At 60.2% G+C, this 20,088-nt stretch carries 23 protein-coding genes; 6 read left to right on the forward strand and 17 right to left on the reverse strand.

What is annotated here, in order from left to right; translation table 11 throughout:
* Positions 1–75: 75 nt before the first annotated feature.
* The 3 genes from CD175_RS22980 to CD175_RS22995 all read right to left on the reverse strand — a co-directional run bounded on the left by CD175_RS22980 (position 76) and on the right by CD175_RS22995 (position 3,326).
* Positions 76–1,002 (reverse strand): hydroxymethylglutaryl-CoA lyase, encoded by a 927-nt coding sequence (locus CD175_RS22980; protein ID WP_104450571.1) that lies wholly within the window; start codon positions 1,000–1,002, stop codon positions 76–78.
* Complete coding sequence (locus tag CD175_RS22985; protein WP_104450572.1) at positions 999–2,192, reverse strand: CaiB/BaiF CoA transferase family protein; 1,194 nt, start codon at positions 2,190–2,192, stop codon at positions 999–1,001. The genes CD175_RS22980 and CD175_RS22985 overlap by 4 nt, the downstream gene beginning before the upstream one ends.
* Positions 2,193–2,417: 225 nt before the next feature.
* Complete coding sequence (locus CD175_RS22995; RefSeq protein WP_104450573.1) at positions 2,418–3,326, reverse strand: LysR family transcriptional regulator; 909 nt, start codon at positions 3,324–3,326, stop codon at positions 2,418–2,420.
* Between the two features lie 131 nt (positions 3,327–3,457).
* Here CD175_RS22995 and CD175_RS23000 point away from each other — a divergent pair, with 131 nt between their 5' ends.
* Positions 3,458–4,477, forward strand: coding sequence for a DUF4917 family protein (locus CD175_RS23000; RefSeq protein ID WP_104450574.1), 1,020 nt, complete (start codon positions 3,458–3,460; stop codon positions 4,475–4,477).
* 99 nt (positions 4,478–4,576) lie between these two features.
* Here CD175_RS23000 and CD175_RS23005 read toward each other — a convergent pair whose 3' ends face one another.
* Positions 4,577–5,119: a helix-turn-helix domain-containing protein gene (locus CD175_RS23005; RefSeq protein WP_007976760.1), complete on the reverse strand. Its 543-nt coding sequence runs from the start codon at positions 5,117–5,119 to the stop codon at positions 4,577–4,579.
* A 159-nt stretch (positions 5,120–5,278) separates the two neighbouring features.
* Between CD175_RS23005 and CD175_RS23010 the strand changes: the two genes are divergently transcribed.
* Positions 5,279–6,061 (forward strand): aldolase, encoded by a 783-nt coding sequence (locus CD175_RS23010; protein WP_104450575.1) that lies wholly within the window; start codon positions 5,279–5,281, stop codon positions 6,059–6,061.
* 29 nt (positions 6,062–6,090) lie between these two features.
* A complete protein-coding gene (locus tag CD175_RS23015) occupies positions 6,091–6,978 on the forward strand; it encodes a dihydrodipicolinate synthase family protein (RefSeq protein ID WP_104450576.1) in 888 nt (295 codons plus the stop codon).
* 130 nt (positions 6,979–7,108) lie between these two features.
* On the opposite strand, the gene CD175_RS23020 is transcribed toward CD175_RS23015, so the two are convergent.
* The 3 genes from CD175_RS23020 to CD175_RS23030 all read right to left on the reverse strand — a co-directional run bounded on the left by CD175_RS23020 (position 7,109) and on the right by CD175_RS23030 (position 8,557).
* Complete coding sequence (locus CD175_RS23020; protein WP_104450577.1) at positions 7,109–7,453, reverse strand: YegP family protein; 345 nt, start codon at positions 7,451–7,453, stop codon at positions 7,109–7,111.
* A gap of 202 nt (positions 7,454–7,655) precedes the next feature.
* Entirely contained in the window at positions 7,656–7,961 is a 306-nt protein-coding gene (locus tag CD175_RS23025; RefSeq protein ID WP_007976752.1) for a ribbon-helix-helix domain-containing protein, read from the reverse strand.
* Positions 7,962–7,975: 14 nt separating this feature from the next.
* Positions 7,976–8,557 (reverse strand): DJ-1/PfpI family protein, encoded by a 582-nt coding sequence (locus CD175_RS23030; RefSeq protein ID WP_095966235.1) that lies wholly within the window; start codon positions 8,555–8,557, stop codon positions 7,976–7,978.
* 333 nt (positions 8,558–8,890) lie between these two features.
* Between CD175_RS23030 and CD175_RS23035 the strand changes: the two genes are divergently transcribed.
* Positions 8,891–9,781, forward strand: coding sequence for a DMT family transporter (locus tag CD175_RS23035; protein ID WP_104450578.1), 891 nt, complete (start codon positions 8,891–8,893; stop codon positions 9,779–9,781).
* 81 nt (positions 9,782–9,862) lie between these two features.
* Here the strand turns inward: CD175_RS23035 and CD175_RS23040 are convergent, their stop codons facing one another.
* From CD175_RS23040 to CD175_RS23050, 3 genes are all read right to left on the reverse strand, one after another.
* Positions 9,863–11,080, reverse strand: a complete 1,218-nt coding sequence (locus tag CD175_RS23040; protein WP_104450579.1) for a class I SAM-dependent methyltransferase — start codon at positions 11,078–11,080, stop codon at positions 9,863–9,865.
* 132 nt (positions 11,081–11,212) lie between these two features.
* Entirely contained in the window at positions 11,213–11,575 is a 363-nt protein-coding gene (locus tag CD175_RS23045; protein ID WP_104450580.1) for a hypothetical protein, read from the reverse strand.
* Between the two features lie 2 nt (positions 11,576–11,577).
* Positions 11,578–11,856 carry an Ogr/Delta-like zinc finger protein gene (locus CD175_RS23050; RefSeq protein ID WP_104450581.1) on the reverse strand — a complete coding sequence of 93 codons (279 nt, stop codon included), beginning with the start codon at positions 11,854–11,856 and terminating at the stop codon, positions 11,578–11,580.
* A gap of 300 nt (positions 11,857–12,156) precedes the next feature.
* On the opposite strand from CD175_RS23050, the gene CD175_RS23055 reads away from it, so the two are divergent.
* Positions 12,157–12,582 carry a helix-turn-helix domain-containing protein gene (locus tag CD175_RS23055; protein WP_104450582.1) on the forward strand — a complete coding sequence of 142 codons (426 nt, stop codon included), beginning with the start codon at positions 12,157–12,159 and terminating at the stop codon, positions 12,580–12,582.
* 78 nt (positions 12,583–12,660) lie between these two features.
* Here CD175_RS23055 and CD175_RS23060 read toward each other — a convergent pair whose 3' ends face one another.
* The 5 genes from CD175_RS23060 to CD175_RS23080 form a co-directional block, all read right to left on the reverse strand.
* Positions 12,661–13,017 carry a putative holin gene (locus CD175_RS23060; protein WP_104450583.1) on the reverse strand — a complete coding sequence of 119 codons (357 nt, stop codon included), beginning with the start codon at positions 13,015–13,017 and terminating at the stop codon, positions 12,661–12,663.
* Complete coding sequence (locus tag CD175_RS23065; protein WP_104450584.1) at positions 13,004–13,306, reverse strand: helix-turn-helix domain-containing protein; 303 nt, start codon at positions 13,304–13,306, stop codon at positions 13,004–13,006. The genes CD175_RS23060 and CD175_RS23065 overlap by 14 nt, the downstream gene beginning before the upstream one ends.
* A gap of 129 nt (positions 13,307–13,435) precedes the next feature.
* The gene (locus CD175_RS23070) at positions 13,436–14,053 is read right to left on the reverse strand and encodes a TPM domain-containing protein (RefSeq protein WP_104450585.1); all 618 of its coding nucleotides are present in this window, start codon (positions 14,051–14,053) and stop codon (positions 13,436–13,438) included.
* 28 nt (positions 14,054–14,081) lie between these two features.
* Entirely contained in the window at positions 14,082–14,837 is a 756-nt protein-coding gene (locus tag CD175_RS23075; protein WP_104450586.1) for a TPM domain-containing protein, read from the reverse strand.
* A 35-nt stretch (positions 14,838–14,872) separates the two neighbouring features.
* A complete protein-coding gene (locus tag CD175_RS23080; protein WP_007976733.1) occupies positions 14,873–15,478 on the reverse strand; it encodes a LemA family protein in 606 nt (201 codons plus the stop codon).
* Positions 15,479–15,740: 262 nt separating this feature from the next.
* On the opposite strand from CD175_RS23080, the gene bglX reads away from it, so the two are divergent.
* Positions 15,741–18,032: a beta-glucosidase BglX gene (gene bglX, locus CD175_RS23085; RefSeq protein ID WP_104450587.1), complete on the forward strand. Its 2,292-nt coding sequence runs from the start codon at positions 15,741–15,743 to the stop codon at positions 18,030–18,032.
* A gap of 126 nt (positions 18,033–18,158) precedes the next feature.
* Here the strand turns inward: bglX and CD175_RS23090 are convergent, their stop codons facing one another.
* Positions 18,159–19,316 carry a phospholipase D-like domain-containing protein gene (locus tag CD175_RS23090; RefSeq protein ID WP_104450588.1) on the reverse strand — a complete coding sequence of 386 codons (1,158 nt, stop codon included), beginning with the start codon at positions 19,314–19,316 and terminating at the stop codon, positions 18,159–18,161.
* Position 19,317: 1 nt separating this feature from the next.
* A complete protein-coding gene (locus CD175_RS23095; protein WP_104450589.1) occupies positions 19,318–19,908 on the reverse strand; it encodes a YceI family protein in 591 nt (196 codons plus the stop codon).
* Between the last annotated feature and the right edge of the window lie 180 nt (positions 19,909–20,088).

A 20,088-nucleotide genomic window follows, 5' to 3' on the forward strand; every position in this document is an offset into this window, starting at 1 on the left:
CTGAGTCACATCCAACATTGATGTCGACTGCCTCACCGCTATCGCGAGCAGGCTCGCTCCCACAGGGGTGTGATGTCAGGTGGGGATCGGGTGCAGGTCACAATTGCGCCCGGCCTTGGCCAGTTGCCCCGGTACTTCGTGGCCGAGCAGCGCCGGCAGTCCTCGGGACAGTTTCAGCAGCAGCGGCAGATCGATGCCGGTATGAATGCCGACCTCATCGCACAGGTTCACCAGGTCTTCTGTACAGATGTTGCCCGAGGCTCCCGGTGCAAACGGGCAGCCGCCGAGGCCACCCAACGCGGCGTCGAAACGTCGGGCACCAGCCTCGTAGGCGGCCAGCACATTGCAAAGGCCGAGGCCACGGGTGTTGTGGAAATGCAGGGTCAAATCCGCCGGGGACACCCGCTGCAGCACCCGGCGCACCAGTCGGTCGACCTGGCGCGGATTGGCCATGCCCGTGGTGTCGGCCAGGGTGATGCCCCGGATGCCGAGTTCCTGATAGGCCTCGACGATTTGCAGGACGCGGTCCTCATCGATCTTGCCCTCGAATGGGCAACCGAAAGTGGTGGCGATGCTGCCATTGAGACGCACCGGGCTTTCGCCAACGAACCGCACGATCTCGCCGAACGCTGCCAATGAATCCTCACAGCGCATGCGCATGTTCGCCAGGTTGTGGGTCTGGCTGGCGGACATCACCAGGTTCAGTTCATCGGCACTGCACGCCAGCGCCCGTTGCGCCCCCTTGAGGTTGGGAATCAAGGCGACGTAGATCACCCCCGGCTGCCGGGTAATGCCCTTGAACACCAGCTCACCATCGCGCAACGCAGGAATGGCCTTGGGCGACACGAACGAACCGGCTTCGATGCGGCTGAATCCGGCCAGCGACAGTTGATCGATCAAGGCAATTTTGTCGTGGGTTTCAACCCAGGTCCGCTCGATTTGCAAACCGTCGCGCGGGGACACTTCCTGCACAATCAGGCTGTCGGAATAATCGGTGATCATTGCACCACTCCTTCGACTTTCAGGCGTTCGATGTCCATCGCGGTGAGGCCCAACTGCGCGAGGATGCCGTCGGTGTGCTGGCCCAGCCCGGGGCCGGACCAGTTCACGCTGCCGGGTGTCTCGGAGAGTTTCGGCACGATGCCCGGCATTTTTACCGTGGCACCACCGGGCAGCTCGGCATTGAGCAGCATGTCCCGCGCCTGATAGTGCGGATCGGCGACGATGTCGGCCACCGAGTAGATGCGTCCGGCCGGGACTTCGGCGGCTTCCAGCGCGGCCAGCACCTCATCGATGGGCAGGCTGCTGGTCCAGTGCGTGATGGCGGCGTCGAGCAGGTTGCTTTTCGCTGCACGCCCGTCGTTGTGGGCGAATTCCGGCGCCTCGGCCAGATCGGCGCGACCGATGGTGTGCATCAGGCGCTTGTAGATCGGATCGCTGTTGCCGGCAATCACCACGTAGGCGCCATCGGCGGTCAAATAGGTATTGGATGGCGCGATCCCCGGCAAGGCGCCGCCGCTGCGTTCACGCACATGGCCGAGCATGTCGTATTCCGGCACCAGGCTTTCCATGACGTTGAACACGCTTTCGGCCAGGGACACATCGACGATCTGCCCGCCACCCTGCCCGGTCTTGACCCGCAGCAATGACATCAGCGCACCGATCACCGCATGCAGCGAAGCCAGGGAGTCGCCAAGGCTCACGCCGACCCGAGCCGGCGGCGAACCGGGGGTGCCGGTGGTGTAGCGGATGCCGCCCATGGCCTCGCCTATGGCACCGAACCCCGGACGGTCGCGGTAAGGGCCGGTCTGGCCGTAACCGGAAATCCGCACCAGGGTCAGGTTGGGGTTGAGGGCGTGCAACACGTCCCAGCCAAGGCCAAGTTTCTCCAGGGCGCCGGGGCGCAGGTTTTCGATCAGCACATCGGCGCTGGTTGCCAATTGCTTGACCAGTTCGATGCCTTCGGGGGATTTGAGGTTCAGCGCCAGGGACTTCTTGTTGCGCGATTGCAGGTACCACCACAGCGAGGTGCCTTCGTGCAGCTTGCGCCATTTGCGCAGGGGGTCGCCCTGCCCCATGGCTTCGATCTTGATCACCTCGGCGCCGAACTCGGCCAGCATGCGCGCGGCGAACGGCGCGGCGATCAGCGTGCCGATCTCGATCACTTTGATTGCACTCAGGGGGGCAGTCATCGCGGGGTACCTCTTGTTCTTGGAATATGAGCCAAGGCTAGAGGACTGATGCCTGATGAATCCAACCTTCAGTTGGCAACGAGCGTTCGCGAAACGCGAACGCTTGACGACTCATCACCTGTAGGAGCTGCCGCAGGCTGCGATCTTTTGACTTTGTTTTGTAGAAGCAAGATCAAAAGATCGCAGCCTGCGGCAGCTCCTACAGGGGGGGCTTCCATCGGGGAATCAATTTATCCCACGCAAATGCTCAAACAACATCCGGCTCACCGGCGACAGCAGCGCCTCGTCGCGCACCACCAGAATCAGCGCCCGATCGGACCATTCGTCCGTCAACGGCACCGCGTGCAAACCCAGCGCCCGGCCAAACAATTCATAGGCCCGCTGCGGAAGGATGCCGATCCCCATGTTGGCCTGGACCATGCGGCACATGGCATCGAACCCCGGCACATGAATGCGCACCCGCAACACCTTGCCGGCTTCACGGGCCGCAGCATGGGTACGCATGTTGATCGAACTGGCGGCATGCAACCCAACGTAATCGCTGCCCAGCGTATCGGCGAACGCCACGCTCGACCGGTTCGCCAAGGGATGATGCGGCGGCATCAACACCACCAGTTTGTCCTGGCGATACAGCACGCTGTGCAGGCCCTTGATGTCACTATCGATGGAACAAATGCCGAGGTCGGCCACCCCGTCGAGCACGCCCTGAATCACCCCGGCGCTGGGGCGTTCTTCGAGGTCGGTCTTGACTTGTGGGTGACGCTCGGAAAAATCCCGCAGGTCCTCGGGCAAAAACTGAATGATCGCCGACAGGTTGGCGAGCATCCGCACATAGCCGCGCACGCCGTGGCTGTGCTCGCCCAGTTCGAGGCCCATTTTCTCGACGTTGAACAGCATCTGCCGGGCATGGTGTAGCAGGGTTTCACCGGCCGGCGTCAGGGACATGCCCTTGGCCTGGCGCACGAACAGGCTGATGCCCAGCGCCTCTTCCAGCTCCATCAGGCGTTTGCTCGCCGCCGAGACGGCAATCGCTTCGCGCGACGCGGCACGGGTCAGCGTGCCCTCCTCATGGACCGCGACGAACAGTTGCAGAGTGATCAAGTCGAGACGGCGGATCAGGCTTTTTTGCAGCATCGGGTACTCGGCGAAGTCGGCTCGGGCGAAGTCGCAGCATAACGTTCTTCGCCTGCGTCGTGCCGTGGTCCGGCAGCCGGTCGTGATAAAGTCGCCGCCCAAAGACCTTTTGCCGTGAGACGAAGACCGCAATGACCGATTTCCAGGATGTCGATGCCCAACTTGAAGACTGGAACGCCTTGCGCAGCACCGCTTCGTTCAGTGGTTTGCTGGTGGGCAACGGTGCCAGTCGCGCGGTATGGGACGATTTCGGCTACGAGTCGCTGTTCGAAAATGCCCGCACCGTTGAAGAAAAGCCCCTGAGCCCGTCCGAGCTGAGCGTGTTCGACGCGATGCAGACCCGCAGTTTCGAGCAGGTACTGAGCGCGTTGAAAACCACCAGCCGGGTCAACAAGGCCCTGGCCGTCAGCTCCGCCGCCCCGCGCAATCGCTATTACGCGATCAAGGAAGCGCTGATCAACACCGTGCATGCGGTGCATATCCCGTGGCGACTGGTGGTGCCTTCGACGCTGGCAACGATCAATCAGGAACTGGCCCGCTACCGCACGGTGTTCACCACCAATTACGATCTGATCAACTACTGGGCGGTGCAACACCAGCCCGAGGCGATCACCGATCTGTTCCAGGGGGCCGAACCCGCTTTCGACCTGAGCGACACGGCCACTGACAAAACCCGTTTGCTGTACCTGCACGGCGGTCTGCACCTGGTGCGCAACCAGGACGGCACGGCGCGCAAGCTGATGTCGACCGAGGGCACGTTGCTGGGCAACTTCGCGATCAACAACACGATCAAGACCCTCGACGACGTGCCACTGTTCGTCAACGAAGGGCCGAGTGCGGACAAGCTCAAGACCATCCGCAGTTCGGACTATCTGTCGTTCTGCTACGAGCAATTGCTCGGTCACGGCCAGGCGCTGTGCATCTTCGGCCATGCGCTGGGGGAGCAGGACAGCCACATCATCCACGCTTTGCGCCTGGCAAAGCCGCAGGTGCTGGCGATCTCGATTTACCCGCGCAGCAAGGCCTTCATCCAGCACCAGAAGCGGCACTACGTGAAGGTGTTTGAGGGGACGGGGGTTGAGTTGCGGTTTTTTGATTCCAAGAGCCATGCGTTAGGGAGCCCGAAACTGACGGTTCCGGTCGAGGTTTAGCGGCGACTGATCTGACGCATTCGCGAGCAGGTACGCTCCCACAGTAGAGTACATTACCCCTGTGGGAGCGAGCCTGCTCGCGAAGCTTTTGCAGTCAGCTCATTCTTCGGTGCTATGCACCACCACCAGCAACTGCGCCTGCACCTCACCCACCGAACGAATCCGGTGCGGTTTTTGCGCATTGAAGTGCAGCGCATCGCCACGATCGAGCAGCACGCGCTCATTCATGAAGTCCACTTCCACCCGCCCTTCGTGGACGAACAGAAACTCCTCGCCCAGATGCTCCTTGAAGGTTTTGTCGGTGAACTCCGCTGGCGGGTAAATGATGAACGGCAGCAGGCTGCGTTCGCTGACCTGATGGGCCAGCACCGCGTAACCCGGATTGTTGCCACTGGCCCCCAAAGGTTGCCGCTCGTGGCTGCGCACCAGGCTGTAGCTGTCGAGGCCGGCGTTGTCTTCAGAGAACAACTCCTCGACCTTCACGTTCAGCGCCTTGGCCAGTTTCAACGCCGCCGCAATCGACGGCGTGTTCAACCCGCGCTCGACTTTCGACAGGTAACTCTTGGTCATGCCGGATTGTTCGGCCAGCGCTTCCAACGTCACGCCAAGTTTTTTTCTTAGTAATTTCAAACGGATAGACATGTGGAGCGATTAATCCATCAAGGAGGCAACGATTTACCCTTGCCAATGACACAATGTGTCATATAGTCTCTTTAGTGTCATTTGCACTCACCAACGACTTTGCGAGGAACCGGTGAGCGGCAAACCCGACGTCCATTGAATCACCCAAAGGACACCGATATGGCCAAGACATTAGCACTGCCCAAAGAGCAACTGGTCAAGCACGCGCTGAGCCAAATGCAAAATACCCTGGCGGATAATACGTGGACCGCCCGGCAAAAGCTGGCCCTGACCTGCCGCATCCTGTTCGAACACGGTCACGATTCCGGTCTTGCCGGGCAAATCACCGCCCGTGGCCCGCAGCCCGGCACTTACTACACTCAACAACTGGGCCTGGGTTTCGACGAAATCACCGCGGACAACCTGCTGCTGGTCAACGAAGACCTGGAAGTGCTCGAAGGCCACGGCATGCCCAACCCGGCCAATCGTTTTCACAGTTGGGTATACCGCGCCCGCCCGGATGTGAACTGCATCATCCACACCCATCCAACCCACGTTGCCGCCTTGTCGATGCTGGAAGTACCGTTGCAGATTTCCCACATGGACCTCTGCCCGCTCTATGACGACTGTGCGTTTCTCGAAGGCTGGCCGGGTGTGCCAGTGGGCAACGAGGAAGGCGAATTGATTGCCGGGGCACTGGGAGACAAACGGGCGATCCTGCTTTCGCACCACGGCCAATTGTCCACCGGCAACACCATCGAGGAAGCCTGTGTCATCGCGCAACTGATCGAACGTGCAGCGAAGCTGCAATTGCTGGCAATGAGCGCCGGGACCATCAAGCCGATCATCCCCGCGCTGGGCCGTGAAGCCCATGACTGGATTGCGAGGCCGAAACGTCACGCCGCCGCTTTCAACTACTACGCCCGGCAGAGCCTGCGCCAACACGCCGATTGCCTGAACTGAACCCAGACCTTTTTGAACGGAGAGACATCATGTCCACCGCAAACATTCACGGCATCATCGGCTACACCATCACCCCTTTCACCGCCCACGGCGAAGGCGTTGACCTGGACGCCCTCGGGCGCTCCATCGACCGCCTGATCGAGAGCGGCGTGCACGCCATCGCACCGCTGGGCAGCACCGGTGAAGGTGCCTACCTGAGCGACGCGGAGTGGGACCAGGTCAGCGAATTCAGTATCAAGCACGTGGCCAAACGCGTGCCGACCGTCGTCAGCGTGTCCGACCTGACCACCGCTAAAGCGGTGCGTCGCGCGCGCTTCGCCGAAGCCCATGGCGCCGATGTGGTGATGGTGCTGCCCGCGTCCTACTGGAAACTCAGTGAAGCGGAAATCCTCGCCCATTACCGTGCCATCGGCGACAGCATCGGCGTGCCGATCATGCTCTACAACAACCCGGCCACCAGCGGCACCGACATGTCGGTGGACCTGATCCTGCGCATCGTCAAGGCCGTGGAAAACGTGACCATGGTCAAGGAGAGCACCGGCGACATCCAGCGCATGCATCAACTGCAACGTCTCGGCGACGGCCAGGTGCCGTTCTACAACGGCTGCAATCCGTTGGCCCTGGAGGCCTTTGCCGCTGGCGCAAAAGGCTGGTGCACCGCTGCGCCGAACCTGATCCCGCAACTCAACCTTGATTTGTATGACGCAGTGCTGGCCAACGATTTGGTCAAGGCACGGGAGCTGTTCTATCGCCAGTTGCCGCTGCTGGACTTCATTCTCAAGGGTGGCTTGCCGGCGACGATCAAGGCGGGTTTGCGGGCGACAGGTCTGGAGGTGGGGGATCCGCGGCTGCCGGTGTTTCCGTTGGGTGAGGCGGGTTGCGCTCAGTTGCAAGGGCTGTTGAAAACCCTGCGCTGATCTCCTGCCACACACACAAAACATTGTGGGAGCGAGCCTGCTCGCGATGACGGTCTGTCAGTCAACATCACTGTTGAATGTGACGGCCTCATCGCGAGCAAGCTCGCTCCCACAGGGATATGTGTTGAATTCATAACACCGGTAGCGTCTTGTCCTTGACCACCTTGCTCGGGCCGTTGGCCTTCACGCTGGCGATGCCTTTCTCCATGGCTGCATCGGAGGAATAGGTCTCGCTGCTGCCGATGATTTCGTGATTGCCGGCCTTGAGGTTGAAATACGGATGGCCATCCTTGGTGGTTTTCTTCTCGTAGCGCTCATCCAGCGGGCTGTTGGCCTGGACCGAGGCGATGCCTTTGTCGGCGGCGGCGTGGGAGGTGTACAACTCGCTGGTCAGAATGGTCTCGGCGTTGGCCGCCTTGAGGACGAACCTGAACTGGCCATTGCTGCTTTTGCTCACTTCATACCATCCGGACATGCTGTTTCTCCTTGGCGATTGAGAGGTTGCGCGCTTCACAGTAAAGACCAAGCCGGGATTTCTGTCGCCTGTACGGCCCCATCGCGGGGAAGACAGTTGCTCCCACAGTGTTCAAGGTGAAACACAGATTGTGTGAACACCAACAATCCCTGTGGGAGCGGGCTTGCCCGCGATGGGGGCGATGGGGGCGATGCGGTCGCCGCTACTTCATCACCGTGCGCACCACCGACAACTCCGGGGACTGCGTCCGCCGCTGGCTCAAGTATCGCGTACAACTGACCCGCAGGAACGAAGCGAAATTGACCACCTCGCCGCGATAGTCCATCACCTCTTCATACAGCTTGGCGATCAACTGATTGGTGGTCATGCCGTCGACCTCGGCGATTTCGCTGAGGATGTCCCAGAACTGATTCTCCAGCCGCAGGGTGGTGACCACCCCGCAGATGCGCAGCGAGCGGGAGCGCGATTCGTAAAGAATCGGGTCGGCTTTGACGTACAGCTCGCACATGGACATGCCCCTCGTTACAGCGTGATTTTGGTACCCAGCAACCCCAGGAAACCGGCCAGCCAGTTCGGGTGCGCAGGCCAGGCCGGCGCCGTGGCCAGATTGCCCTGAACATGGCCGTCCGTCACCGGGATGTCGATATACGTACCGCCCGCCAGGCGCACTTCCGGAGCACAGGCCGGATAAGCGCTGCATTCACGGCCTTCAAGAATACCCGCTGCCGCCAGCAACTGCGCGCCATGGCACACGGCGGCGATCGGCTTGCCGGCCTTGTCGAATGCGCGCACCAGTTCCAGGACCTTTTCGTTCAGGCGCAGATACTCCGGCGCACGGCCACCCGGAATCAGCACGGCGTCATAATCGGCGGCGTTGACCTTGGCAAAATCGAAGTTCAGGGCAAACAGGTGACCGGGTTTTTCGCTGTAGGTCTGGTCGCCTTCAAAGTCATGGATCGCCGTGCGCACGGTCTGGCCGGCGGTTTTGTCCGGGCAAACGGCGTGCACCGTGTGGCCGACCATCAGCAGCGCCTGGAACGGCACCATCACCTCATAGTCTTCGACGTAATCACCAACCAGCATCAGAATTTTTTTCGCAGCCATGGGGAGGACTCCTCTGGAAGTGGGCGTGCAGGAGTATTCAAGGTAGTCCTTATCGGGCGGGGCGGGTAACAACCGGCTACTACGAACACACACGTCCACTGTAGGAGCTGCCGAAGGCTGCGATCTTTTGATCTTGATCTTGATCTTCAGTGATCCGTTTAGCCGCGAATTGAAAAGCAAGATCAAAAGATCGCAGCCTTCGGCAGCTCCTACGCGTTGCTCGCTTTACTCGCAACTGTACGGATAACTCTGCACCTATCTGTAACAGCGCGAAAGCGAGCGTTTATGGCTAGATGAAGGCATCTCCCATCACCCACGATTCTGGTTGCCATCATGTCCTCGCGCGAAAACACCGGCATGGCCCTGGGCCTGCTCGGCGTTGTGATCTTCAGCCTCACCCTGCCCTTCACGCGGATCGTCGTGCAGGAACTCCACCCGCTGCTCAACGGCCTGGGCCGGGCACTGTTTGCGGCAGTTCCAGCGGCATTGCTGTTGCTGTGGCGTCGGGAGAAATGGCCGACCTGGAAGCAGGTAAAAGGCCTGACGCTGGTGATGGCCGGGGTGATCCTCGGTTTCCCGGTGTTGTCGGCCTGGGCCATGCAAACCTTGCCGGCGTCCCACGGTGCGCTGGTCAACGGTTTGCAGCCGCTGTGCGTGGCACTGTACGCCGCATGGTTGTCCCATGAACGGCCTTCGAAAGCGTTCTGGGCCTGCGCCGCATTGGGCAGTGCGCTGGTGCTCGGTTATGCGCTGATCAGCGGTGCCGGCAGCATTCAGGCCGGTGACCTGCTGATGCTTGGCGCCATTGCCGTGGGCGGACTGGGCTACGCCGAGGGAGGTCGACTGGCCAGGGAGATGGGCGGCTGGCAGGTGATCTGCTGGGCGCTGGTGCTATCGACGCCGCTGTTGATCGGCCCGGTGGTGTATCTGGCGCTGCAACACCAGGGTGAGGTTTCCGCCAGGACCTGGTGGGCCTTCGGTTATGTCTCGCTGTTTTCGCAGTTCATCGGTTTCTTCGCCTGGTACGCCGGGCTGGCCATGGGCGGCATTGCCCGGGTCAGCCAGATTCAGTTGCTGCAGATTTTCTTCACCATCGCCTTCTCGGCACTGTTCTTCGGTGAACATGTGGAGCCGATTACCTGGCTGTTTGCCGGTGGGGTCATTGTGACAGTGATGCTAGGGCGCAAGACAGCGGTCATGCCGGCACGAGTCGCCACGACATAAGGCAAGATCAAAGGATCGCAGCCTTCGGCAGCTCCTACACCGATCAATGTAGGAGCTGTCGAAGGCTGCGATCTTTTGGGGTCAGCTCAAATAACCGTCAGCGCGCAGCAACGTTTCCAGGCAATGCTCGCTGATGTGGTAAAAATCCTTCAGCTCCTGAATCTTCGCCAATAACTGGGCCGGTTCCACCGGCTCGGCGCGCTTGACCGCCAGGATCATCTTGTTCTTGTTGGTGTGGTCCAGCGAGATGAACTCGAACACCTTGGTTTCGTAGCCGCAGGCCTCAAGGAACAACGCGCGCAAACTATCGGTGACCATTTCCGCCTGCTGGCCCAGGTGCAAGCCGTATTGCAGCATCGGCTTGAGCAGCGCCGGGCTCTGGATTTGCAGGCGGATCTGTTTATGGCAGCAAGGCGAGCACATGATGATCGACGCGCCTGAGCGGATGCCGGTGTGGATCGCATAGTCGGTGGCGATATCGCAGGCATGCAGGGCGATCATCACGTCCAGCTCGCTCGGTGCCACGCTGCGCACGTCACCGCACTTGAACACCAGGCCAGGGTGCTCAAGCCTGGCGGCCGCCGTGTTGCACAGGGTGACCATGTCTTCACGCAGCTCGACACCGGTCACTTCGCCTTCAGCTTTCAAGGTGTTTCGCAGGTAATCGTGGATGGCGAAGGTCAGGTAACCCTTGCCCGAACCGAAGTCCGCCACACGCACCGGCTTGTCCAGCGCCAGGGGTGACGAGGTCAGTGCATGGCTGAACACTTCGATGAACTTGTTGATCTGCTTCCACTTGCGTGACATCGCCGGGATCAGTTCATGCTGCTTGTTGGTGACCCCCAGGTCGGCGAGAAACGGCCGGCTCAGGTCAAGAAAACGGTTTTTCTCACGGTTGTGCTCGGCCGATGGCACTTCGCGCAATTGTTGAGGTTTGCTCTTGAACAGCGATGACTTGCCCTTTTTGCTGTATTCGAGCTGGGCTTCGTCGGTCAACGACAACAAATGCGCATTTTTGAACGACGCCGGCAGCAACCCGGCAATGCTCGCCACGCCTTCGGCCAACGGCAGGTTCTTGGTGATATCACGGGTCTTGTAGCGATAGACGAAAGACAGGCAAGGCTGCGCCTTGACCGTCACCGGCTTGATGATGATCCGCTGCAGGTCCGTTTCATCGCCCGCGTACTTGGCCAGCACCAGTTTGATGAACGCATTGTGCTCGAGGCTGGCTTGCAGCAGTTCGATGAACTGGGCTTGATGATCCGGCGCGAGGCTGGCGGGAGTGGCGGTGACGGACATGAAAAAACGGCCTCAGGCGATGCAAATCGGAGAATGCCGGTATTTTAAGGGGGACGAGGACTTTGGGCACGGGGTTATTTTGTGGCAGGTCCCAGTCACGCAGCCCAGGACCTCGATACAAGCGTTGTAGCCTCAGGGTTCCACCAGGCGAAGCTTGCGATTGTTCGGTGAATTGATGATGTGTTTGACGATCAGTCCCACTGGCACCGCCCAGGTCAGGCCATTGGCAGGGTCAGTCACCACGGCGACCGTTTCGGAACTCGCATCGATGTCCAGGCGCCGACGGTCGTTGCACGACTTGAGTACGCCATAGGCACGGCTGACCAGCCTTTCGGCCAGGAACATCGGTACATCCATATTCTGCAGATGCTTCACCGCGCGACAAAACAGGACTTGATCATCGATCCCCCCTTCACTTTCATGACGCCGCAGAAACGCCTGGGCAATAGCTAATAGCTCCTCATTCAAACCTGCATTTTCATCGATGACCTTCATGCTCACGTCTCCTGCGACACTTCTGTCGTGTCAGGACTGACAGCAACAGGCCGGGAGGCACGGCGCAAATCGGGTCCGGCGCAAGGCAGGCGTACGGCCGGATTGGGCATGCCACTGGGCGAAAGCTCATGGGTCATTTCAAATTCGGCACGTACGGACCAACCGCAAGCTTCCGACGTGCATTGCAGGTACGCCACCCGCAGGAAAATATGCCGGCCTTCGCTGGTGCGGATGCGCATCCGGCTCAAGCAGTGCGGGCACACCATTTTATAAGTACTCATGCTTGAATCCCGAGGGTCATTGGGTGGCAATCAACCTGATCAAACGCAATACTGCTTGAGGCGTTCATCGCGGCGCTCCGGGCTTGCGAACAGTGTCTGCCAGGCATAAGGAACTGCATCGGGCAGACGCGTAATGGGGTCGAGCCATGCTCGTAGGAAATCCCCCTGATACCATTAGGAAGTTTCGACATCGTATTCTTCTGACTCATCTTTGATGATTGATTACTTACAAGAAAAAAAGTACTCATTACGCATAAATTAGGCACTCAAAAAGCATATGTCAAAAGGAAGCGGCTCAAATTGCGTAGCAAAAAATCACAAGCTGTTCTGGCTCGTCTAAAGCAAGTTACCGGTACAAAAACCGATGCTTCTTTATCTTCCGCGCTGCAGATCAGCCCGCAAACCCTTAGTAGCTGGCGAGGCCGCGACAGCACACCTTACTCATTATGCGTAGAAATCGCGCAAACCCGGGGAATATCCCTTGACTGGCTGTTGCTGGGCGAAGGGCCGATTCTGAGAAAAGCAGTTACTGATTCTTCGGAGACCGCTCAGGAAAGCACAACACGGGAAAACACCATTCTCGCGCTCTGGCGGTTGCTCGACGAAAATGATCGCTGCGCCATACAAAACGCACTCGAGGAAAAGCAACGACTGCGTGATATGGAACTCAGGCTTTCCGAAATGGCCGCTATCCTGGCAACACTCAAACCTTCGAATGAAACCTGATGAACGGGGTCATCCGAAGTTGCATGGCTTCAAGAAACGCCCGTCCCGGCTATCAAGGCACCCCCCATTCACGGCCCCTCATCTTCGTCCTCTCAGGTGTCGAATGATTTCCCCGATACCGACACCGTCGACCCATTGCATGAGCTTGATGCTGATCGGAATAACGATCAGCGCACAAAGAAAGGCCGTTACACCTTCTGTCAGAAATGGCGCCAGCGGATGTGCGACAGGCGTAAAGAGGTAACCGACACCCGCAGACAGCAACCAGGAACCGATGCGCTGCCAGGCCTTGAAGCTGGTGCGAGTGGTGGTGACCAGCCACGCGCCGAGCATCGCACCGAACAGTACCTCGCCATTGACCACTGGCAGCGTTGCAATCCCCATTCCCAACATGAGCCCATTGATGCCGTTGTAGGTCGAATCAGTCAGGCTCATGCGCACCTCGCGCAACGACCGAATCCACCTGGATCGCTCCCGACTCGATTGCCCTGAGCAATGCGCAGGTGCGAGAGCTGACGTCGAACTTTCGGCGAATATTGGCGAAGTGAAAATTGACGGTAGATTCCGTGCAATTCTCGATCCTGGCGATTTCCCAAGAAGTTTTGCCCTTGAAACACCACATCAGGATTTGCGTTTCTTTCGCCGTCAGTTTCGCCTTGGGCTTGTTTCCCTCAGCGCCATTGGCTGCCTGTGCCAAAGAGTCAATCGATTGTCGGGTTGCCATAAGAATCCCTCTTCGCGGGAACGCCCGTCGCTGGGCGTCCACTGTTGGAGAGAAATACTGACGACAAGGCCGAACCCGGACAATTGACGGGAGTTGTAGCGGTGAGCGCTACACAACGCCAGGGAGGATTTAGCCGAGTACCACCAGGCGGTTCGGCAGTTCATTGCGCACATGGGTCACGGGCACGTGCACCTTGAGCAGCTCGCCGCAGGCTTCGACGCAGCTGACAAAACCTTGCAACGTCTGCCCCTGCTTCACCTGTTGGGTGAAGGTGGCGACGATGGCCTCCCAGTTCTTGTTGTCCAGGCGACTGGAAATGCCTTCATCCACCAGAATCTCCACATAACGCTCGGCTTCGGAGACGAAAATCAGTACACCGGTGCTGCCTTCGGTGTGGTGCAGGTTCTGCTCCAGGAACTGCCGGCGCGCCAGGTTCGAGGCGCGCCAGTGGCGCACCGAGCGCGGGATCAGATGGGTAGTGACTTTCGGCAGACGGAACACCAGGCACAGGACGATGAAGATGGCCCATTGCACCAGCAGCAGGCTGTGCATGGTCAGCCAGCCGGTGAGGTAATGCACGATGCCCGGCACTAGCAGCGCCAGCAGGCTGGCCCACAGCAACGGGATGTACGCATAGTCGTCGGCGCGGGCGGCGAGCACGGTCACCAGTTCTGCGTCGGTGTCGCGCTCGACCCGGGCGATTGCCTCGGCGACCTTGCGTTGTTCGTGTTCAGTCAGTAATGCCATGTCGTGAATTGCCTGCTCATTTTTATGATCACCAGCCGCCGGACGAACCGCCCCCGCCGAAACTGCCTCCGCCGCCGCTGAAGCCTCCACCTCCACCGCCGCCGCCAAATCCACCACCGCCAAAGCCGCCCCCGGATCCTCCGGAGCCGCCCCGGCCGGCGGGAAGGATACCGAGCATCTGACACACAAAAACAGTCAGGATGAACAGCATCACCAAAAACACCAGCAACCCGGGATGCCGCGAGACGAAATCGTCCCCCGGATCGCCTCTGGATTCATACGCCGTGGAGGGTTCGTCCAAGGGGTTGCCGCCCAGCACCACCAGCATCGCCGCCACGCCGTCACTGATACCTTTACTGAAGTTGCCGGTCTTGAATGCCGGGGTGATGACCTGGTTGATGATCACTGAACTCTGGGCATCGGTCAGGCGATCCTCCAGGCCATACCCGACTTCGATACGCAACCGGCGCTCGTTCCGGGCGACGATCAGCAGGGCGCCGTTGTTCTTGTCTTTCTGCCCGATACCCCAGTGGCGGCCGAGCTGATAACCGAAGTCAGCGATGTCGGTGCCCTGCAAGTCCGGCAACGTCACGACCACAAGCTGCTCGCCGGTGGCCTGTTCATGGGCCTGAAGCTGTTGGTTGAGCTGCTCGCGCACTGCAGGTTCGATCATCTGCGCGTTGTCGACCACGCGCCCGGTCAGCGCCGGAAAACTCAATTCGGCCCGGGCCGTGATCGCCACCATCCACAACAACAGCATCAGGCCCGTTTTCAACACGCGCATTGGCTACCTCTTCCGTAGTGACGCACAAGCTGTACTCAGAACTTGACCTCAGGGGCCTTTTCCGAACCCGGCGTGGCTTCGAAGGTTTCACGCACCGGCAGGTCGCTGTACATCACCGTGTGCCACAAGCGACCGGGGAAGGTGCGGATCTCGGTGTTGTATTTCTGCACCGCGAGGATGAAATCGCGCCGGGCCACGCTGATGCGGTTCTCGGTGCCTTCGAGCTGCGATTGCAGGGCGAGGAAGTTCTGGTTGGCCTTGAGGTCCGGATAACGCTCAGAGACCACCATCAATCGGCTCAAGGCGCCGCTGAGCTGATCCTGTGCCTGTTGGTACTGCTTGAGTTTTTCCGGGTTGTCGAGGGTCGAGGCATCCACCTGGATCGACGTGGCCTTGGCCCGGGCCTCAATGACCGCGGTCAGTGTCTCTTCTTCATGTTTTGCGTAGCCCTTGACCGTTTCCACCAGGTTGGGAATCAGGTCGGCGCGCCGCTGATACTGGTTCTGCACCTGGCCCCAGGCGGCCTTGGCCTGTTCGTCGAGGGTCGGGATGTTGTTGATGCCGCAGGCGGTCAGCAACGTGGCCAGCATGAGCAGCGTGACGACCTGCAAACGCGAGCGGTAGGTTGGACTTGCATTCATCAGGATGTCGCTCCCTTGTACATTCATGAAAAAACCGACCGTGAAACCTTCTGGGCCGGCTCTTGGGGCATAATCGCCCGCGCCTCTGGATTGCAACGGGCCGATGGGCTAAAAAGAGGCCCTGCGCAAAAACGCATCCGCCACCTGGCTGTCGTTTTTTGGCTCTGGTTTTTTGAGCCGGCACCCGAACAACAATAGACGCTCCCTAAATTTTGGCTGGCCGGCGTGCATATCGCCGTTTGGGCCCTTGAGAAAACTATTCATGAAGAAGCTGTGTTTGCTGGGCCTGTTCGTCAGCCTGGCCAGTCATAACGTATTGGCCGCCACGACGCCCGCACCCCTGGAGAACAAGGAAGCCTTCGTCAGCAACCTGATGAAGCAAATGACCCTCGATGAAAAAATCGGCCAGTTGCGCCTGATCAGCATCGGCCCGGAAATGCCTCGCGAAATGATCCGCAAGGAAATCGCAGCAGGCAACATCGGCGGTACGTTCAACTCGATCACCCGTCCGGAAAACCGGCCGATGCAGGACGCCGCCATGCGCAGCCGCCTGAAGATCCCGATGTTCTTCGCCTACGACGTGATCCACGGCCACCGCACCATTTTCCCGATCCCGCTGGCCCTGGCCTCGAGTTGGGACATGGATGCCATCGGCCTGTCCGGGCGCATCGCCGCCAAGGAAGCCGCGGCTGACAGCCTCGACATCACCTTCGCGCCGATGGTCGACATCTCCCGCGACCCGCGTTGGGGCCGCACCTCCGAAGGCTTCGGCGAAGACACCTACCTGGTGTCGCGTATTGCCGGCGTGATGGTCAAGGCGTTCCAGGGTACTGGCGCAAACGCGGCCGACAGCATCATGGCCAGCGTCAAGCACTTCGCCCTGTACGGCGCGGTCGAGGGTGGCCGCGACTACAACGTGGTCGACATGAGCCCGGTCAAGATGTACCAGGACTACCTGCCACCGTACCGCGCCGCCATCGATGCCGGCGCTGGCGGGGTCATGGTCGCGCTGAACTCGATCAACGGCGTGCCGGCCACCGCCAACACCTGGCTGATGAACGACCTGCTGCGCAAGGAGTGGGGCTTCAAGGGCCTGGCCGTGAGCGACCACGGGGCGATTTTCGAGCTGATCAAGCACGGTGTTGCCGCCGACGGTCGCGAAGCGGCGAAGCTGGCGATCAAGGCCGGCATCCACATGAGCATGAACGACACCCTGTACGGCAAGGAGCTGCCAGGGTTGCTGAAGTCCGGCGAGATCCAGCAGAGCGACATCGACAACGCCGTGCGTGCGGTGCTCGACGCCAAGTACGACATGGGTCTGTTCAAGGACCCGTACCTGCGCATCGGCAAGGCCGAGGATGATCCGGTCGATACCTACGCCGACAGCCGCCTGCACCGCGCCGAAGCCCGTGATGTGGCACGCCGCAGCCAGGTGCTATTGAAGAACCGGAACGAGACCCTGCCACTGAAGAAGACCGCGAAAATCGCCCTGGTCGGTCCGCTGGCCAAGGCGCCCATCGACATGATGGGTAGCTGGGCCGCCGCGGGTAAGCCGGCGCAATCGGTGACCCTGTTCGACGGCATGACCAACGCGATGGGCGATAAATCGACGCTGATCTACGCCCGTGGCGCCAACATCACCAGCGACCCGAAAATCCTCGGCTACCTGAACTTCCTCAACTTCGACGCCCCGGAAGTGGTGGATGATCCGCGCCCGGCGAACGTGCTGATCGACGAAGCGGTGAAAGCGGCCAAGGATGCGGATGTCGTCGTTGCCGCTGTTGGCGAATCCCGTGGCATGTCCCACGAATCGTCGAGCCGCACCGACCTGAACATCCCGGAAAACCAGCGCGAGCTGATCCGGGCCCTGAAAGCCACCGGCAAACCGCTGGTGCTGGTGTTGATGAACGGCCGCCCGCTGACGATCCTCGAAGAGAAAGAACAGGCTGACGCGATCCTCGAAACCTGGTTCACCGGGACCGAAGGCGGCAATGCCATCGCCGACGTGCTGTTCGGCGACTACAACCCGTCGGGCAAACTGCCGATCAGCATCCCGCGTTCGGTCGGCCAGATTCCGACCTACTACAACCACCTGACCATTGGCCGGCCGTTCACCCCGGGCAAGCCGGGCAACTACACCTCGCAATACTTCGATGACACCACAGGCCCCCTGTACCCGTTCGGTTACGGCCTGAGCTACACCGAGTTCAGCCTGAGCGACATGGCCCTGTCGTCGACCACCCTGAACAAGACCGGCAAGCTCGACGCCAGTGTCACGGTGAAAAACACCGGCAAGCGCGACGGCGAAACCGTGGTGCAGTTGTACATCCAGGACGTGGCCGGCTCGATGATCCGCCCGATCAAGGAACTGAAGAACTTCCAGAAAGTGATGATCAAGGCCGGCGAGCAGAAGGTCGTGCACTTCACCATCACCGAGGACGACCTGAAGTTCTACAACGCCCAACTCAAGTACGCGGCAGAGCCGGGCAAGTTCAACGTACAGATCGGCCTGGATTCAGAGGACGTGACGCAGCAGAGTTTTGAGTTGCTGTAACCCCTAAAACAGCGCAGCCCTCTGTAGGAGCTGGCTTGCCAGCGATGGCGGCCTGACAGTCAACGGATATGTTGAATGTGATGGCCTCATCGCTGGCAAGCCAGCTCCTACAAAGGCTTCGTTGGTTCAGCCGCGTCGATCCAGCAGATTCACCACCACCCGATCCACCCATCCCCACACCCGCTGCTTGATCCGCCGCCACAACGGCCGACGCTTCCACTCCTCCAGGCTGACTTGCTGGCTCAGGGCGAAGTCGTGCTCGAAGCTCGCCGCTACCGCTCGGGTCAATCCGGGGTCGAATGCTTCCAGGTTGGCTTCCAGGTTGAAGCGCAGGTTCCAGTGATCGAAGTTGCACGAACCGATGCTCACCCAGTCGTCGATCAGGACCATTTTCAAGTGCAGGAAACACGGCTGGTATTCGTAAATATTCACCCCGGCCTTGAGCAGTCGTGGGTAGTAACGATGCCCGGCGTAGCGCACGGAGGGGTGATCGGTACGCGGGCCGGTCAGCAGCAAGCGTACATCCACGCCGCGGGCAGCCGCCCGGCGCAGGGAACGGCGGACTTTCCAGGTTGGCAGAAAGTACGGCGTGGCCAGCCAGATCCGTCGTTGACCGCTGTTCAGGGCGCGCACCAGCGATTGCAGAATGTCCCGGTGTTGACGGGCGTCGGCATAGGCCACCCGGCCCATGCCCTCGCCACTGGACGGTACACGGGGTAACCGCGGCAAGCCGAAATGCGAGGCTGGTCGCCAGGCGCGACGATGGCGGTTGGCGATCCACTGACGATCGAACAGCAGCTGCCAATCGAGCACCAGCGGGCCGGTGATTTCCACCATCACTTCGTGCCATTCGCTGACGTCTTCACCCGGCGTCCAGAACTCATCGGTGACGCCCGTGCCGCCGACCACGGCCAGGCTCTGGTCCACCAGCAACAATTTACGGTGATCGCGGTAGAAGTTGCCGACCCAGCGTCGCCAGCTCAGGCGATTGTAGAAACGTAGCTCCACCCCGGCGGCCATCAGCCGCTGACGCAAGGCCAGGGTGAAGGCGAGGCTGCCGTAATCATCGAACAGGCAGCGCACCCGCACACCGCGCTCGGCGGCCTGCACCAATGCCTGGACCATGGCTTCGGCGCAGGCGCCCGCCTCCACCAGATACAGCTCCAACTCCACCTGTTCTTCTGCCCGGGCAATCGCCACCAGCATGCGCGGAAAAAACTGCGGGCCATCGATCAGCAGTTCGAAGTGGTTGCCTTCACGCCAGGGAAAAATCGCTCCGGCCATGTCAACGCGCCGTGAATATCAGCACCGCACCCACCGGCACCGAAAGACTGATGGCCGAGAGGCCGGCCATTTTGCGCAACGTTTCCAGACCCGGTGCCAGATCGAAATCCTCGGCGTTGATCACCAGCGGTTCGAGGGTCACCACCTGGAAGCGCCGGTCATCGAGACGGGTGGCCAGCAGTTCGGCCTGGTATTCGTGCTGTTTGCCGTGCAGGTCGACCATCAGCGGCAGACGCAATTCCAGCTGCGCACCGGGAGCGAGGTCGTTGATCGGGCGCAGATCGATTTTCGTGGTGATCAAGGCGTCGGGAAACCGGTCGACCTGGAACAGCTCCTTGCGCATGCGCTCATCGCGCAACGGGATGCCGCTGTTGATCGACTCCAGTTCGACTTCCACCTGCGCCAGCCCCTGGGGATCGACCTTGCCGTGCAACACCAAAAAGCGCTGCACCTCGGAAACATTGGCGTTTTTGGTGCTGACAAACGACAAGCGTGAAGATTCGCCATCCAGGTACCAATCGGCACGGGCCGACAACGCGGCACCAGTCAGCAGCAGGAAAGCGAGGGTTTGAAGGGTGGAGCGCTTGAACATAGAGACTCGTGGGGCAGATAAACCTGTGCTGAACCTTAACCGGCCCTCAGCGCATTGCAAGCCGTCTACTGCACCAAATCCGCTTTTGTGGCGAGGGGCTTGCCCCCGTTCGGCTGCGAAGCAGTCGTAAAACCTGCATCCGAGTGCTGTCTGAAGAAATCGAATGGCTGATTTCGGGAG

The sequence above is a fragment of the Pseudomonas laurylsulfatiphila genome, assembly GCF_002934665.1.
Taxonomy (GTDB): domain Bacteria; phylum Pseudomonadota; class Gammaproteobacteria; order Pseudomonadales; family Pseudomonadaceae; genus Aquipseudomonas; species Aquipseudomonas laurylsulfatiphila.

Excerpts from the sequence above, each read along its gene's own strand:
- CD175_RS22980 (WP_104450571.1), bottom strand. The coding sequence starts at position 1,002 with ATGATCACCGATTATTCCGACAGCCTGATTGTGCAGGAAGTGTCCCCG.
- CD175_RS22985 (WP_104450572.1), bottom strand. The coding sequence starts at position 2,192 with ATGACTGCCCCCCTGAGTGCAATCAAAGTGATCGAGATCGGCACGCTG.
- CD175_RS22995 (WP_104450573.1), bottom strand. The coding sequence starts at position 3,326 with ATGCTGCAAAAAAGCCTGATCCGCCGTCTCGACTTGATCACTCTGCAA.
- CD175_RS23000 (WP_104450574.1), top strand. The coding sequence starts at position 3,458 with ATGACCGATTTCCAGGATGTCGATGCCCAACTTGAAGACTGGAACGCC.
- CD175_RS23005 (WP_007976760.1), bottom strand. The coding sequence starts at position 5,119 with ATGTCTATCCGTTTGAAATTACTAAGAAAAAAACTTGGCGTGACGTTG.
- CD175_RS23010 (WP_104450575.1), top strand. The coding sequence starts at position 5,279 with ATGGCCAAGACATTAGCACTGCCCAAAGAGCAACTGGTCAAGCACGCG.
- CD175_RS23015 (WP_104450576.1), top strand. The coding sequence starts at position 6,091 with ATGTCCACCGCAAACATTCACGGCATCATCGGCTACACCATCACCCCT.
- CD175_RS23020 (WP_104450577.1), bottom strand. The coding sequence starts at position 7,453 with ATGTCCGGATGGTATGAAGTGAGCAAAAGCAGCAATGGCCAGTTCAGG.
- CD175_RS23025 (WP_007976752.1), bottom strand. The coding sequence starts at position 7,961 with ATGTGCGAGCTGTACGTCAAAGCCGACCCGATTCTTTACGAATCGCGC.
- CD175_RS23030 (WP_095966235.1), bottom strand. The coding sequence starts at position 8,557 with ATGGCTGCGAAAAAAATTCTGATGCTGGTTGGTGATTACGTCGAAGAC.
- CD175_RS23035 (WP_104450578.1), top strand. The coding sequence starts at position 8,891 with ATGTCCTCGCGCGAAAACACCGGCATGGCCCTGGGCCTGCTCGGCGTT.
- CD175_RS23040 (WP_104450579.1), bottom strand. The coding sequence starts at position 11,080 with ATGTCCGTCACCGCCACTCCCGCCAGCCTCGCGCCGGATCATCAAGCC.
- CD175_RS23045 (WP_104450580.1), bottom strand. The coding sequence starts at position 11,575 with ATGAAGGTCATCGATGAAAATGCAGGTTTGAATGAGGAGCTATTAGCT.
- CD175_RS23050 (WP_104450581.1), bottom strand. The coding sequence starts at position 11,856 with ATGAGTACTTATAAAATGGTGTGCCCGCACTGCTTGAGCCGGATGCGC.
- CD175_RS23060 (WP_104450583.1), bottom strand. The coding sequence starts at position 13,017 with ATGAGCCTGACTGATTCGACCTACAACGGCATCAATGGGCTCATGTTG.
- CD175_RS23065 (WP_104450584.1), bottom strand. The coding sequence starts at position 13,306 with ATGGCAACCCGACAATCGATTGACTCTTTGGCACAGGCAGCCAATGGC.
- CD175_RS23070 (WP_104450585.1), bottom strand. The coding sequence starts at position 14,053 with ATGGCATTACTGACTGAACACGAACAACGCAAGGTCGCCGAGGCAATC.
- CD175_RS23075 (WP_104450586.1), bottom strand. The coding sequence starts at position 14,837 with ATGCGCGTGTTGAAAACGGGCCTGATGCTGTTGTTGTGGATGGTGGCG.
- CD175_RS23080 (WP_007976733.1), bottom strand. The coding sequence starts at position 15,478 with ATGAATGCAAGTCCAACCTACCGCTCGCGTTTGCAGGTCGTCACGCTG.
- bglX (WP_104450587.1), top strand. The coding sequence starts at position 15,741 with ATGAAGAAGCTGTGTTTGCTGGGCCTGTTCGTCAGCCTGGCCAGTCAT.
- CD175_RS23090 (WP_104450588.1), bottom strand. The coding sequence starts at position 19,316 with ATGGCCGGAGCGATTTTTCCCTGGCGTGAAGGCAACCACTTCGAACTG.
- CD175_RS23095 (WP_104450589.1), bottom strand. The coding sequence starts at position 19,908 with ATGTTCAAGCGCTCCACCCTTCAAACCCTCGCTTTCCTGCTGCTGACT.